The sequence below is a fragment of the Methylophilus sp. Q8 genome (assembly GCF_000800115.1).
In the GTDB taxonomy this organism is placed as follows: domain Bacteria; phylum Pseudomonadota; class Gammaproteobacteria; order Burkholderiales; family Methylophilaceae; genus Methylophilus.
In genome coordinates this window covers 520,636-535,222 of sequence record NZ_JUHE01000001.1, presented here as the reverse complement: position 1 = coordinate 535,222, position 14,587 = coordinate 520,636, and the positions used below count along the sequence as shown (strand labels likewise).

Genomic DNA, 14,587 nt, shown 5'->3' with positions numbered 1-14,587 from the left:
TATGAAATATCAGTTATTTGGCGCAGTGGGTGATGGCTTCACCTGGGGGATTTTTTGTGTATACTAATCTCCGATAAAGCTTGAAGTTGTGGTTGTTATACTTTGATTTTAAATAAAAAAATATTTAGAAAGTCAGACTTACCTCTATGGAATGGTTTAAACGACAAAAGAACAAGCAGCAAGTGGGTATCAGCTACACCGATATGCATGTCAGCACTGTCGCCTTGACGCCGCCATCCGAAGGGGCCAAGCCGGTGGTGTCATTTGCCGCTGTTGAGCAGGTACCACTGCATGCGACGTCCACATTGCGTCACTTTGTGACCAAAAATGACCTCAAGACCTTGCCGTGCAACCTGGTGCTCAATGTTGACCAATACAATATTGTGCAGATTGATAAACCGAATATGCCGGACAACGAAGTGAAACCTGCGTTGCGCTGGAAATTGAAAGGCTTGCTGGACTATTCGGTCGAGCAAGCTGTCGTCGATGGCATTGATGTGCCGGTAGACCCTTCTTACGCTAATCGGCAGCCATTGATGTTGGCAATTTGTGCTAAAAAAGCCATCGTTTCTGCGGTGGGTAATCAATTATCCGAGGCGGGCTTTAATGTGAAGTCAGTCGATGTGCACGCACTGGTACAACGCAATATTGCCCATCTGCTCGAACACGAAGACCGTGCGCTGGTGACGCTCAGCATTTTGCCACGCGGATGTTTGCTGACGTTTACGGCCAAAGGCGAGTTGTATCATGCGCGCCTGATTGAGCTCGATCGTGATTTTCTGAATGACCGCGGCGAGCTGTTCAAAAGTAACTTTGACAAACTGGTGCTTGAGTTACAACGTTCGCTGGACAGTTTCGACCGCCAGTTCCCTTACCTGAGCCTGAATCGCCTGGTGGTCGCGCCAGTGGCGAATCGCGACTACCTGGTCAGCGGCTTGAGTTCCAGCCTTTATGTGCCGGTGAATGTCTTTAACCTGGAAGATATTGTCGAGCTACCTGCCGACCAGGACTTCTCCAGCCTGGAAAAACAAGCCATGCTGTTGCCCGCTTTAGGCGCTGCCTTGCGTCAGGAGACGGCGGCATGAGTCAGCAGATTAACCTGTTTGAAGGTGGGCTGGTTAAATCCAAAGACTGGTTCAATTTACCTTTTGTCGTCGTCATTTATGTGCTGGCAGCTGGCGTGATGTTTTACCTGTTTACTGGCCTTGAAGCAGAAAATGCTGCCTTGCAAACGCAGCGCAATCAGGCCGTAACGCAATATGAAACCATGCAGAAGAAGGTGGATCAGTTTGCGCAGCGCGTAACGCCAATTGATAACAGCAAACTTGAAGCTGAGTTAAAAACCCTCAAAGGCCGCTTTGAGATGCAGTCGCAGATTCTGGCGATTTTCCAGCAATCCATCTCTGACAAGGCGAATCATCTGGTTGATTACATGCGAGCGCTGACAGCACAGCAGCAGCCAGGGCTGTGGTTGACGGGTTTTCGCATTGAGCCTGCTGCACAACATGTGACATTGAGCGGACAGGCGCTGCATTCTGAAGACATCCCTTTATATCTGGACTTGTTATCTGCGCAGCGTATTTTTGAAGGTACGCAGTTTTCCGGCATTCAGTTCAAGCAAGTAGAGCTACACCGGACGCAAGCGGCCGCAACGTCGGCCCCGACCCCGCAGGCAGTAACGCCACCGCCTGCACCAGTCGCAGAAGCTGCTGCTGGCAAAAGCGCTGCCGAGGGCGCAACGAATACGAGTTCAGCATCGGCAACGCTTCCTGCTCCGGTGGCGCCTGTCGCGGCAGAAGTCGTCTTGCAAGTGTATGCTTTTGAGGTAAAGGGCCAAGATCTGCAAAACAAGGCCAGGCGTGAAAATACGGTTAGTTGGGATGAGTTTGTCCGCCAAACAACGCAATCACCAGCCAAGCAGCCTTAGAAAGAATGATGCATGCGATTTGAACAATTACAAACAGTCAGTCATAAATGGCTAGCGCTTTCCCAGCGCGAGCGCTGGATGATTTTTGGTGCCGGTTTGTTTGCCGTGGTTGGCTTGATGGATACTTTTTTGCTGGAACCTCAGCGCGCGCAATTGGCGAGCACCAAGCAAGAGATCGTTAAAATCCAGAACGATACCGCCACGCTGACTGAGCAAATGACGACCATTGCCAACCAGGCTGCACCGCAGCCAGCGAGCAATGCTTTTCAGCATGAGATTGACGAGACCAAGCAGAAAGTCGCCAGCCAGGCAGCTGATTTGGTCAAGCTGTCTTCTTATATGGTGCCGCCACAGGAAATGGTGGCTTTGCTGAAAAAGTTGCTGCAAAAACACACCGATGTGCAAGTGGTTGAAATGCAGACACTGCCTGTGGTCGACTTTATTGAGAAACAGAGAAAACAATTACAGACACAAGCCGACACTGCGTCAGGCGGTGCCCCTGCCAACGCTGAAGAGGTGTGGAAGAATGTGCCGCATGTATATCAGCATGCGGTGAAGATGCGCCTGAAAGGCAAGTATTTTGCGTTGATGGACTATGCCCAGTCGTTAAAAGCGATTGGCCAGACCCTGGCTTGGGAAAACGCAGAGTTGAAGGCCGAATATCCGGAAAGTGAATTAACGGTTCAGGTGTATACCCTGAGTGGTGAAAATGCATGGTTGGGGATTTAGCATGCGCTTGTTGATAACAACAATGTTGATGACAGTCATGACGCAGGTGGCGGTGGCAGATGACGTAGTGGGTGGCTTGGTTGATCCAACCAAGCCACCTGTGTCGGTGATGGCGTATTTTCCTAATGCCCAGGCTCAAACAGAGCGGCCTTGGGAACTAACCGCCATACAAGAAAATGGTAAGTCAGGCTTTGCGGTTGTGAACGGCCAAATGGTACCGGTAGGCGCTAGCTATGAGGGGTTTAAACTGACTTCGGTGAAAAACCGGCAAGCGGTGTTTATCAGCAAGGTAGGCGAGAAAAAAGTACTAGGGATGGGCTTGGCTAGCTTTATGGAGCATACAACACCCCAAGCCAGTGCGAAAAAAGACAAACAGGCCAAAAAGATTAAAAAAGCAGGCCAGAAGACTGTGAAATAAAGTGACAAACACTTGCAGGTCCCGCTTAACGGGGTAAGCAAGGGAACATCAAAGAGAGACTGCTATGAAAATATTTGTGAATACTTTGGGTTTGATGATGATAGGCGCCGGATTGGCTGGCTGTACCAGCAATCCGTTTGCGCCACCCAATACATCGATTAACCCTAAAATTCAGAACGAATTAGCGACAGCGGTGGCCAAGGCACAAGCGCAGGTGACGCCACCGCCGAAAGAGGTCACAGATGAATTGTTCGAACCACTCAAGATTGAGCCGCCCAAGGCATTAGCCAAACGCGTTGAGCCCAGGTTTGACCTGGTAGTGAACAAAGCACCTGCCGCTCAGGTATTGATGGGCATTGTGTCTGGTAGCCCTTACAGCATTGCACTGAGCCCAGAGCTTAAAGGCGAGATTTCAATCAACTTGCGCGACGTGACTTTATTTGAAGCACTCAATGCCTTGCGTGATTTGTATGGCTATGAATACAAAATGAACGGCAAGCAGATTTTTGTCGAGCCACAAACGATTCAAACCCGCGTGTTTCAAGTGAACTACATTACAGGCGCGCGTAGAGGCACTTCTGCGACCCGCGTGACCTCAGGCACCGCCAGTGGTTCAGGCGCTGGTGGCGCGGCAGGGGTGGCCGGCCAAGCTGCGGCAATGAATAACTCAGGTACCGGTACTGGTACTGGTGCCGCTACCGGCAGTGGTAGCTCCGGCGCCTCCAACTTGCAAGTGTATGCTTCCGATGTGAGTATGCGCACCAACAATGACTTCTGGGAAGAAATTGCCAGTTCGCTCAGTAGTCTGATTGGAGAAGAGAGTGGTCGTAAAGTCGTGATTAACGCCCAGTCTGGATTGATTATGGTGAAAGCCATGCCTAAAGAAATCCGCCAGGTTGAGAAGTTTTTGAGCCTGATGCAAGTGACCGTAGATCGTCAGGTGATTCTGGAGGCCAAAATCATCAAGGTACAGTTAAACAGAAACTCGCAACAAGGCATTAACTGGGCAGCAGTCAGACATACACGTGGCCGTGACGTCACGTTTGGAAACGTCAACGGTAATACTTCTTTGAGCCAGGATGGTACGTTGACCAACGGCACGATTACTAATGATGATATCGGTTCTTTAAGCAATGCCTCCCCAGTCTCGATTGGCGGGTCAATGTTCGCTTTGGCAGTGCAAGGCAAAGGCTTTGCCGCGTTGCTGAATTTCCTGGAGACGCAGGGCAATGTGGAAGTGCTGTCTAGCCCACGTATTGCGACCATTAATAACCAGAAAGCCGTGCTCAAGGTGGGTAATGACGCTTTTTATGTCACTAACGTGAAAACCAATGTGACAACAACAACAGGTGGCGCGATTGTGACACCAGATATTCAGCTGCAACCATACTTCTCTGGTATTTCACTGGACGTGACACCGCAGATTGATAAAGATGACAATATCACATTACATGTGCACCCGTTTATCAGTGATGTGACGCAAGTGAACCGGACTGTGACCTTGTCCAGTGCCAACGGCGGCACTTACACGATCCCAACGGCGTCGTCTAACATTAACGAAACAGACAGCATTGTGCGTACCAGAGATGGCAGCGTGATTGCCATTGGTGGCCTGATGTCTGAAACGGTCGACAATACCCGTACCAAAGTGCCTGGCCTGGGGGATGTGAAGTTCCTGGGTAACTTATTCCGCCAGAAAGATCTCGCCAGCACCAAAACTGAACTGGTTATTTTGCTGAAATCGACCGTGGTGCGTAGTGGCGAAAGCTGGGCGCAAGATATGCTTGATAGTCAGGACCGGGTTGATAAACTGAAGAGTGATACCAGTTTTTAGGAGCGGGCATGTACCTGCAGCATTTTGGGTTGAAGGAATATCCGTTTACCATCACCCCGGATACCAGTTTTTATTATGCAACGCGTAGCCTGCAAGAGGCGCTGAATACGCTATTGATTGCGATTCAGTCCGGCGAAGGCTTTGTCAAAATTACCGGTGAAGTGGGTACCGGTAAAACCTTGTTGTGCCGCCGCCTGCTCAAGGCGTTGGCGCCCAGTTGCAAGGTGGCATTTATCCCCAATCCTTACCTTGATCCACATGCCTTGCTGATGACGCTGGCGACTGAGTTTGGCGTGGCGTTCAAGCCTGATTTTACCCATCACGACATGATTGATGCGCTTAACCGCAAGCTACTCACGTTTGCTGATGAAGGCCGCCACGTGGTGGTGTGCCTGGACGAAGTACAAGCCATGCCGCTGGAAACACTGGAAGCTTTGCGCCTGCTGAGCAACCTCGAAACCGAGAAGCGCAAATTGATACAAGTGGTGATTTTTGGCCAGCCCGAGTTGGAAGAGCGCATTAATCATCCCTCGATTCGCCAGTTACGTCAGCGTATTGGCTTTGAGTATCACCTCAAAGGCCTGCAGTGGTCCGAATTGGGGTTTTACCTGAATCATCGTATGCATATTGCTGGGTATCAGGGGGGCATGGTGTTTACGCCTGCCAGCCTGCGTTTGCTCTACCGCTATGCCAATGGCATTCCCAGGCTGCTGAATATTCTGGCGCATAAATCTTTGCTGTCGGCATTTGGGCGTGGTCAGCAAGGCGTCTCTGCAGAAGATGTCAGGGCTGCCATTATGGATACCCAGGCAAGCGTCAAGGCGCAGCATCGCTGGTTAGGGCATGGCTTTAAATGGTGGGTGACATTGCATACGGCCATGGCAGGTCTGGGTCGTTAGTTAACTATTGGGGAAGCACTTGAGCTTAATTAATCAGGTATTGCAAAATGTTGAGGCCCGCCAAGGCGGGGCAACGCTTGATGCCAGCGCTGGCAATGCCTGGGCTGGGCAGGTCAAGCCAGTGTTATCCCATTCAGGATCTGTTGCCACGGCCTGGATCGGTAAACTGGTATGGGGGCTGTTGCTCTTGGCGTTGGTCGGCGCATTGCTGGTCAATTGGCCAATGCTGGTGGCGCGCCTTGATCCGAAGCCAGTGGTCGAACAGCCAGTGCCGTCAGCGGTAGCAATCCCTGTGGTGCCAGCCGCCGGGGCAGAGATCAGCACGGTGGCCACGCCTGCCACTGCCGACAGTCCAGCCTGGTCGCATCCGCAGTTTACCAAAGCATTATTTAGTGCGTGGCAAGCGCCAGTGAAAGATATTGCACAGCCATCCCTTAAGCCGGCGGTGACTAAACCGGTCAGCGCTAAAACCATACCGCCGCAAGTGGAGGGGGAGTTTACGATTAACCCCGCTGAAGGTACGGCAGCCAACCCTGTAGTGACTGCCATTGAGCAAGGCAATGCCGTCAAACTCGCTAAAAACAGTGAGGAAGAGTCAGGCCCTCGCGGCGTGGTAAACAAGCAGATACGTCCCGAGCAAGAAGTGAACTTGCTGATTCAACGCGCTGTAGACCAAGAGCAAAAAGGGCGTTTGAATGAAGCACTGATTATCTTGCGCCAGGCGTTAACGACTTATCCGCAGTCAGAGGATGCGCGACAGTTGCTGGCAACTTATTTGTTCGAGTCCAAGCAGGAGCCGGAAGCGGTGGCTGTACTGCAAGCCGGAATCAAGCAGTTTCCCGGGCAAATTGGCTTATCCAAGTCACTGGCCAAATGGCAGCTGTCGCACGCCCAGCCTGAAGCCGTATTGCAAACGCTGAAGCCGGTTGCCAACCTGTTGATACAGGATGCAGAGTCGCAATGGATGCTGGCCATGGCCTATCAGCAGACCGGGCAACATGCCGCCGCTTTACCGCACTTTGATCGCGCCAACGTGTTGCGGCCCGGGCATGCACAGTGGATTGTGGCTTATGCTATTTCTTTGCAAGCGGCGGGCCAGCCTGCACAGGCCTTGCAGCAGTTGCAACAAGCTTATAACTTGCCGTTAAGTGATCGTCTGTCAGAGTTTGTCGGGCAGCGTATCCGCCAGTTGGGTGGCGTTGCAGTCGTGCGTAGCGAGTAATATCAGTCACGCTTCATTTTTCAAGGTGCGGGCCAGCACCAGCGCCGTCACCTGCGTTGCCCCAGCCTGCTTTAATACTTTGGCCACCGCGTGCATGCTGGCGCCCGTGGTCATCACATCATCCACAATCATCACATGCTGGCCTTGCCAAGACCTGTGCGTGGCAAACGCGCCGCGCAAATTACGTGTTCTGGTTTTCATATCCATGCCTGCTTGTGTCGGCGTATCAATCACACGTAAACAGCCTTCAATATCTAAAACGATGCCACAGTGATGATGCACCTGTTTGGCTAATTCCAGCGCATGATTAAATCCGCGCTGTTTAACGCGGTTGATGTGCATGGGCATGGCCATCACCACCTGTGGTCGTGCGGTCTCTGCGAAAATCGACACTTGTGTGAGCAGGCTGTTTGCCAGCACATTGCCCAAAGACAATTGTTGATGGTATTTGAATTGATGCAGCAGGCGATTCAACGGATAAGCGTACCGGAATGGCGTAAGCGTATGATCAAAGGCTGGCGCATGTTGCAGACAGATGCCGCACAGTGCGCCTGATGAGGTGGGGAGTGCGCATTGCGGACAGCGTGGCGAGGTATACCAGGGCAGCAAGTTAAAGCAGTGACTGCAAAGTGCTGACTTGCGAGCGCTATCTGCGGTGGCTGGTGCATCACACAGTACACAGGGCAAGCTTGAACCAAGCCATTGCTGTAGTTGCTGGTAAAGTTGGATGTGATTAAATTTTAATCTATTGTAAAATTTTTTCACGTCATATTTTAAACAACATATAATTCGCCCGGATTATTCATACAATTTCATTGCGTGGTATTTATGGAACAACAAACCTCTGCTGCCGCTTGTGGCAGCGAAATACAAACCTCTATCATCAACCTGGATGGCTTGAAACCTTCGGCTGCGTGCCACCCGACGGTTGAGCGCTGGCGCGTAGAAGACATCATGGCACTGTTTGAACTGCCATTCAATGACTTGCTGCACAGAGCCCAGGCGGTACACAGAGAACACTTTGACCCGAATGCGGTGCAAGTGAGTACTTTGCTATCGATTAAAACCGGTGGTTGCTCTGAGGATTGCGGCTATTGCCCGCAAGCCGCGCGGTACCATACCGAGGTGGAAAATGAGCCATTGATGAAGCTGGACGACGTGCTGGCGGCGGCCAAAGCCGCTAAAGACAGTGGTGCCAGCCGTTTCTGCATGGGTGCCGCCTGGCGTGGCCCCAAACAGCGTGACCTGGATCCGGTGTTAAAAATGATTTCTGAAGTGAAAGCCATGGGCCTGCAAACCTGCGCCACCCTGGGTATGCTCAAAGACGGCCAGGCCGAGCAGTTGAAAGAGGCCGGGTTGGACTACTACAACCACAACCTGGACACTGCGCCAGAATTTTATGGCGATGTGATCACTACACGTACTTACCAGGACCGCCTGGACACGCTGGACCGCGTACGCAGCATGAATATCAATGTCTGTAGTGGCGGCATCATCGGCATGGGCGAAAGCCGTGCGCAACGTGCAGGCCTGGTCGCACAATTAGCCAATATGGAGCAGCCACCAGAAAGCGTGCCAATTAACTTGCTGACACAGGTAGAAGGCACGCCATTACATGGTACAGATCCATTGGATCCGCTGGAGTTTGTACGCACGATTGCGATTGCGCGTATCACCATGCCAACCAGTTTTGTGCGCTTGTCAGCAGGCCGCCAAAGCATGGGCGAAGCGGTACAGGCTTTGTGCTTCCACGCGGGTGCCAACAGTATTTTCTACGGTGAAAAATTACTCACGACAGGTAACCCGGAAGTGGAGTCGGATAACGCTTTATTCAGCAAACTTGGCCTGAAGAAGATCTAATGAGCGATTTGCTGGAGTCTTTACGCGCCGACCTCGATAAGCGGCAAACACTGGGCCTGATGCGTCAGCGCCGTTTGCTGGATTCGCCGCAGGCCGAGCATATTACTGCCAATGGCCAGCCATTTCTGTCATTTTGCAGCAATGATTACCTGGGCCTGGCGAACGATACTGCGCTGGTGACTGCGCTGCAAGAAGCTGCGGCAGAGGCGGGTGTGGGCAGCGGGGCTTCCAACCTGATTACCGGCCATCACCGTTACCATGACCAGTTGGAGCAGGCGCTGGCGGCGTTTGTCGGTCAACCGGCGGCATTGCTGTTCTCGACTGGCTATATGGCCAATATTGGCGTTATCAGTGCCTTGATGGGCCGTGACGATGCGGTGTTTTCCGATAAGCTTAATCATGCTTGCCTCAATGATGGCGCGTTTTTATCACGTGCCACGCATCACCGCTTTGCGCACAATGATGTGGCAGCGCTGGAAAAACTACTGCAAGCCAGCACGGCACGCCACAAACTGGTGACGGCCGATGCGGTGTTCAGCATGGATGGCGATATCGCGCCACTGGTTGCTTACCTGGCACTCTGTGAGCGCTACGATGCTTATCTCTACGTAGATGATGCGCATGGTTTTGGTGTGCTGGGCCCACAAGGCCGCGGTTCGCTCAAGCATTTGGGATTGCAGTCACCACGATTAATCATGATGGGCACGCTGGGCAAGGCCGCTGGCGTCGCTGGTGCGTTTGTCGCCGGTGAAAAGATTGTTATCGATTACCTGATTCAGTATGCGAATAGCTATATTTATACCACCCCGGCACCGCCGCCGCTGTCAGCCGCATTGCTGGCTTCGGTCAAGGAAATCGAGCACGGGGATGCGCGCAGAAAGCAATTGTTTGACATGATTGCCTTGCTCAAAAGTGAGCTGTCACTCTCACGCTGGCACCTGCTGCCGTCGGAGACGGCGATTCAGCCACTGGTGGTGGGTGATACCCACGAGGCGCTGGCACTGAGTCAATATTTACAGGCGCGCGGTATTCTGGTGCCTGCCATTCGTCCGCCAACCGTGCCTGCGCATACCTCGCGTTTACGCATTTCTCTGTCGGCTGCGCATAGTGAGGCGAATGTACGGGCACTGATTGCTGCATTGCATGCCGCAGAGCGTGAGATTCCGGCCGGGACGCAGCCATGAGTTGTTTTATCGAAATCATGGGCCAGGGCAAGCCATTGGTTTTGTTACATGGCTGGGGCATGAATAGTGCGGTTTGGGAGCGCGTGGTCAAACGCCTGTCTGCCAACTACCGTTTGTTCCTGGTTGACCTGCCCGGCATGGGCCAAAGTCGTCCTGTTTATCCTTACCATTTGCACAGCCTGGCTGAAGCGGTGGCCGAAGAGATTCCGGGCGTGTCTACCATCCTGGGCTGGTCATTGGGCGGCCTGGTGGCGCAGCAGATTGCACTTAACCAGCCGGACCGTGTTGAAAAACTGATTCTGGTAGGGACCAACCCTTGTTTTGTCAGCAAGCCTGATTGGCCAAACGGCATTGCGGCCAGACATTTTGAACAGTTCAATGAGCGCTTCGAGCAGGATTTTAATGCCACCTTGCTGAACTTCCTGACCTTGCAATGCATGCATGCTAAAGACGCGCGTAGTACTGTACGCCAATTACGCACAGCCTTTGCGGCCAAACCCACGCCGACACAGGATAACCTGAACCAGGCGCTGGATATTTTGTTGCAAACGGATTTGCGTGAAGAGGTTGGCCGTTTGTTCCAGCCGACCTTACTGATCCATGGTGACCGTGATACTTTGGCGCCTCTCTCAGCGGCCCACTGGCTGGCCATGCATATGCAGCGCGCCCAGTTACGCGTGATTGCCGGCGCCGCGCATGCACCGTTTTTGTCACATGCGGATGCTTTCTGCGAGTCTGTAGAAGCATTTATGGCTGACGACCTGACATCACCGCCAGTGAGTAGCTAAATGCAGGACGTTTACCAGATCGACAAGTCGCGCATGCGGCAGTCGTTTCACCGTGCCGCCAAACAGTATGATGCGGCTGCTATTTTGCAGCGCCAGGTGCGTGAAGAAATGCTGAGCCGCCTGGACGTGGTCAAACTCGAGCCTGAAGTCATCCTGGATGCCGGGTGTGGTACCGGCCATGGCTTGCATGCCTTGCTCGGGCAGTTTAAAAAAGCACAGGGCATTGCGCTGGATATTGCCGAAGGCATGCTGGCGCGTAGCCGCACATTATTTCCCTGGTATCAATTCTGGCGGGCCAAGCCACGTTTCGTCTGTGCCGATATTGAATCGCTGCCCTTGGCTAACGCCAGTGTGGATATGGTGTGGTCCAATCTTGCTGTGCAATGGTGTAATGATCTGGATGCCGCGTTGCAAGAATGGCGCCGTGTATTGCGCCCGAACGGTCTGCTGATGTTCGCCACGCTGGGGCCGGATACGCTTAAAGAGTTACGTGCCGCCTCAGGTGCTGACCATACTCACGTCAGCCGGTTTATTGACATGCATGATATCGGCGATGCGCTCACACGCGCCGGTTTCAGCGCGCCGGTACTGGATGTGATGCATTACACCTTGACCTACGATACGGTGGAATCCTTGATGCGTGACCTCAAGGCCATAGGCGCACACAATGCCACCGCCGGGCGTGCCAAAGGCTTGAGCGGAAAAGGATTTTTACAGCAATTGCGGCAAGGCTATGAAGCGTTCCGCCGCGACGGTAAATTGCCTGCCACCTATGAAGTGGTATTTGTCCATGCCTGGACTGGCAGCCAGCCTTATACCGCGCCGGGCACCAGCACGGTACAGTTTATGCCGCGCAAAGCGGCGCATCCGGATTAAGCATGCGCACCTTGCCACGCCATTTTTTTGTCACCGGCACCGATACCAGTGTAGGCAAAACGACGGTCACCGTGCGCTTGATGCAGCAACTGGTAGCGCAAGGCCTGACCGTGATCGGCATGAAACCAGTGGCTTCTGGCTGTGAGTGGGTGGATGGCCGCTGGCAAAATGACGATGTATTGCAATTAACGGCGGCTTCCAATGTCAGCGCGCCGCCTGAGCTGATTAATCCCTATTGTTTCGAGCCAGCCATTGCCCCACATATCGCCGCCGCCCAGGCGGGGGTTGAGATAGATTTTAACGTCATTCAAGCGGCCTACACACAGCTGGCCACTATGGCAGATGTGGTGATTGTTGAAGGCGCGGGCGGATTGCTGGTGCCACTTGACGCCAGCCAAACCATTGCCGATTTAATTCAGGCACTGAATCTACCAGCATTGGTGGTGGTGGGCATGCGGCTGGGCTGTATTAACCATGCCTTACTCACGGCGCAGGTGCTCAAGCAGCGAAATATTGATTTTTGTGGCTGGGTAGCGAACAGCATAGACCCGCAAATGTCACGACCACAGGAAAACCTGCAAACCCTGATAGAGGGGTTGCAACAACCACCTTTGTTAGAAGTCCCTTTTCAGGAGTCACTTCACTAAATGGATCAGTCACTGCTCACCCGTATTGAGTTACGCGCACCAGTCCCGCCGATGACGCGATTGCTGATTATGTTGAATGTGCTGGTGTTCGTCGTCATGCTGTTTGGCGGCGCTGGCTTCTGGCATTCTCCGAATACCGTACAACTGACCTGGGGCGCCAACTTTGCCCCGGCCACGGCGGATGGACAGTGGTGGCGGTTGGCCAGTGCCATGTTTTTGCACTTTGGCGCCTTGCATCTGGGCATGAATATGCTGGCCTTGTGGGATGGCGGCAAACTGGTCGAGCGCATGTTTGGCGCCCTGCGTTTCCTGCTGATTTATCTTATCAGTGGCGTCGGCGGCAACCTATTGTCTTTAGTCATACAAGGTAACGATGCGGTGTCTGGCGGTGCTTCCGGTGCTATTTTTGGTATTTATGGCGCTTTGCTGGTCTATGTCTGGTTTGGCCGGCAGCAAATGCAGGCACAGGAATTCCGTTGGTTGTTCTGGGGTGCGTTGCTGTTTTCTGCCCTGACCATTGCCATGGGCTACATCATTCCAGGCATTGATAATTCGGCGCATATTGGTGGCTTTGTCACTGGCATGGTGATGGCAACGCTTTTGCTACCGGTCACCATCGTTCCCAGTAAACAATTAACACTGACGCAATGGTTGGCGGCCGTATCATGGGTGGTAGCGCTGTTTGTCTTGGTGACCCATTTGCCTACGCCCAAATATCGCTGGCAACAAGAAGTCGCGATACAAAAGCAGGTGCAAAAGCTCAATCAGGTGGACCAGAAAGCGCAGCAGAAATGGCGGCAGATCATACTGGAAGGCCGTGAGGGCAGTGTCAGCTTTGATGACATGGCGGCGCAGATTGACGCACAGGTCGCCACGCCTTATGAAGAAAGCTTTGAAAAGCTATCAGCGTTACCGGAAGATCCTAATTTGCCGTCTGCGGCGTTGTTAGAGCAGGCTAAAGCCTATGCCTTGCAACGCAGTGAAGCCAGCAAAGCGGCCGCAGACAAGTTACGCAATGTGCCGTTTATGCCGGGTAAACCGGCTACGCCATAATGTGTTTGCCGACTGTGGATGGCGACGCAATGATATTGGCTTCCGGATGGGCGATTTGAGCCGCCGCCATGTGTTGCACAAATGCTTTGGCGTTGTCTGACCAGTGCTCTGTGACTAACAGGGGCTCTGTGGCTAACTGGCGCAGCATATCCAGTAATGTGTGATTCAATTCCGTCTGGCTAAAAGGCTCCGCCAGTACTTTACCTGCTTGGGCTTCTGCCACATACCCCGCATAACCGCATACCCCGCTGACCAGTAATGGCAGGCCCGCGGTCATGGCTTCAATCAGTACAATCCCGGCCAATTCAGAGCGCGCAGCATGGATCAGCAAGTCACAACCCAGCATCAGGGCTGGGATATCCGGCCTGCCTCCTGCTTCTATGCAGCGTTCGGCCACACCGCGTTGCGTAGCATAAGCTTGCATATTGCTGCTGGACTCAAATTCACCGACAGCCAATAACCAGCAACGTTGTTTCAGCGCATCTGGCAGGCTACTCAAGGCATCAATCGCGCGGTCTACCCCTTTGCGTATAAATGCCGACCCTACAGTCAATAACACAATTGCATCATCTGGCAGGTTAAACGTGTTGCGCACATACGTGCGGTGATCCTGGGCCGCCTGGCTGTTAAAACGCTGCAGTGGAATATTGGGTGGGATCAGGTGAAAACGCGCATTGTCTGTGCCATACCAGCGCTGAAACATAGCCTGGTCATGCTGGTTGAGTAACAAAATATGGGTAGAAGCCTGTTTGCCAAACACGGCATTTTCCATGGCCGAGAAAAACCGATAGCGGCCAGACAGTTTTTTGTACCAGGGCTCGTGGTACATGCGCTCGGCATAGCAGGGGTCGGCGGCAAAATAGACATCCAGGCCGGGCATGCGGTTAAAGCCCACTACACGGTCAAAACCGTGTTGCTGCACGGCGTGTTGCATTTGCCTGATTAACGACTGGTGTCTATGGTGGTTCAGCCAGCCTTTGGCTTGTAACAGGTGAACGGTGATATCTGACGGCAAATCGCCACGCCATTCGCCGGTGAAGATGGTGACCTCATGGCCGAGGGCGACGCAGTCTCTGGCAATGCGCAACATATCGCGCTGCACACCGCCGTAAGGAAAGTATTTGAATATAAGAAACGCAAACTTCATGCG

At 52.9% G+C, this 14,587-nt stretch carries 15 protein-coding genes; 13 read left to right on the top strand and 2 right to left on the bottom strand.

Annotation, left to right across the window (positions count from 1 at the left end; genetic code table 11):
* Nucleotides 1-146: 146 nt before the first annotated feature.
* From GQ52_RS02665 to GQ52_RS02635, 7 genes are all read left to right on the top strand, one after another.
* The gene (locus GQ52_RS02665; protein WP_019881312.1) at nucleotides 147-1,085 is read left to right on the top strand and encodes a hypothetical protein; all 939 of its coding nucleotides are present in this window, start codon (nucleotides 147-149) and stop codon (nucleotides 1,083-1,085) included.
* Nucleotides 1,082-1,927: a PilN domain-containing protein gene (locus GQ52_RS02660; RefSeq protein ID WP_047514926.1), complete on the top strand. Its 846-nt coding sequence runs from the start codon at nucleotides 1,082-1,084 to the stop codon at nucleotides 1,925-1,927. Before GQ52_RS02665 ends, GQ52_RS02660 begins: the two co-directional genes overlap by 4 nt.
* Nucleotides 1,928-1,939: 12 nt before the next feature.
* Nucleotides 1,940-2,656, top strand: a complete 717-nt coding sequence (gspM, locus tag GQ52_RS02655) for a type II secretion system protein GspM (protein WP_047514925.1) — start codon at nucleotides 1,940-1,942, stop codon at nucleotides 2,654-2,656.
* Between the two features lies 1 nt (nucleotide 2,657).
* Entirely contained in the window at nucleotides 2,658-3,074 is a 417-nt protein-coding gene (locus GQ52_RS02650; RefSeq protein ID WP_235272933.1) for a hypothetical protein, read from the top strand.
* A gap of 64 nt (nucleotides 3,075-3,138) precedes the next feature.
* A complete protein-coding gene (gene mshL, locus GQ52_RS02645) occupies nucleotides 3,139-4,908 on the top strand; it encodes a pilus (MSHA type) biogenesis protein MshL (protein ID WP_047514921.1) in 1,770 nt (589 codons plus the stop codon).
* Between the two features lie 8 nt (nucleotides 4,909-4,916).
* Entirely contained in the window at nucleotides 4,917-5,807 is an 891-nt protein-coding gene (locus GQ52_RS02640; RefSeq protein ID WP_019881319.1) for an ExeA family protein, read from the top strand.
* Nucleotides 5,808-5,826: 19 nt separating this feature from the next.
* Entirely contained in the window at nucleotides 5,827-7,029 is a 1,203-nt protein-coding gene (locus tag GQ52_RS02635) for a M48 family metallopeptidase (RefSeq protein WP_047514918.1), read from the top strand.
* 6 nt (nucleotides 7,030-7,035) lie between these two features.
* On the opposite strand, the gene GQ52_RS02630 is transcribed toward GQ52_RS02635, so the two are convergent.
* Nucleotides 7,036-7,716 carry a ComF family protein gene (locus GQ52_RS02630; RefSeq protein ID WP_235272932.1) on the bottom strand — a complete coding sequence of 227 codons (681 nt, stop codon included), beginning with the start codon at nucleotides 7,714-7,716 and terminating at the stop codon, nucleotides 7,036-7,038.
* 141 nt (nucleotides 7,717-7,857) lie between these two features.
* On the opposite strand from GQ52_RS02630, the gene bioB reads away from it, so the two are divergent.
* From bioB to GQ52_RS02600, 6 genes are read left to right on the top strand one after another with little or no spacing between them, the layout of a single operon-like run.
* Nucleotides 7,858-8,889, top strand: a complete 1,032-nt coding sequence (gene bioB / locus GQ52_RS02625; protein ID WP_052179002.1) for a biotin synthase BioB — start codon at nucleotides 7,858-7,860, stop codon at nucleotides 8,887-8,889.
* Nucleotides 8,889-10,073: an 8-amino-7-oxononanoate synthase gene (gene bioF, locus GQ52_RS02620; RefSeq protein WP_047514914.1), complete on the top strand. Its 1,185-nt coding sequence runs from the start codon at nucleotides 8,889-8,891 to the stop codon at nucleotides 10,071-10,073. Before bioB ends, bioF begins: the two co-directional genes overlap by 1 nt.
* Nucleotides 10,070-10,861: a pimeloyl-ACP methyl ester esterase BioH gene (bioH, locus tag GQ52_RS02615; RefSeq protein ID WP_047514911.1), complete on the top strand. Its 792-nt coding sequence runs from the start codon at nucleotides 10,070-10,072 to the stop codon at nucleotides 10,859-10,861. Before bioF ends, bioH begins: the two co-directional genes overlap by 4 nt.
* Nucleotides 10,862-11,737 carry a malonyl-ACP O-methyltransferase BioC gene (bioC, locus tag GQ52_RS02610; protein WP_047514908.1) on the top strand — a complete coding sequence of 292 codons (876 nt, stop codon included), beginning with the start codon at nucleotides 10,862-10,864 and terminating at the stop codon, nucleotides 11,735-11,737.
* 2 nt (nucleotides 11,738-11,739) lie between these two features.
* The gene (bioD, locus tag GQ52_RS02605; RefSeq protein ID WP_047514904.1) at nucleotides 11,740-12,384 is read left to right on the top strand and encodes a dethiobiotin synthase; all 645 of its coding nucleotides are present in this window, start codon (nucleotides 11,740-11,742) and stop codon (nucleotides 12,382-12,384) included.
* Entirely contained in the window at nucleotides 12,385-13,437 is a 1,053-nt protein-coding gene (locus GQ52_RS02600) for a rhomboid family intramembrane serine protease (RefSeq protein WP_047514901.1), read from the top strand.
* On the opposite strand, the gene GQ52_RS02595 is transcribed toward GQ52_RS02600, so the two are convergent.
* A complete protein-coding gene (locus GQ52_RS02595; protein WP_047514897.1) occupies nucleotides 13,427-14,584 on the bottom strand; it encodes a glycosyltransferase family 4 protein in 1,158 nt (385 codons plus the stop codon). The two genes, GQ52_RS02600 and GQ52_RS02595, sit on opposite strands and share 11 nt — an antisense overlap.
* Nucleotides 14,585-14,587 lie beyond the last annotated feature (3 nt).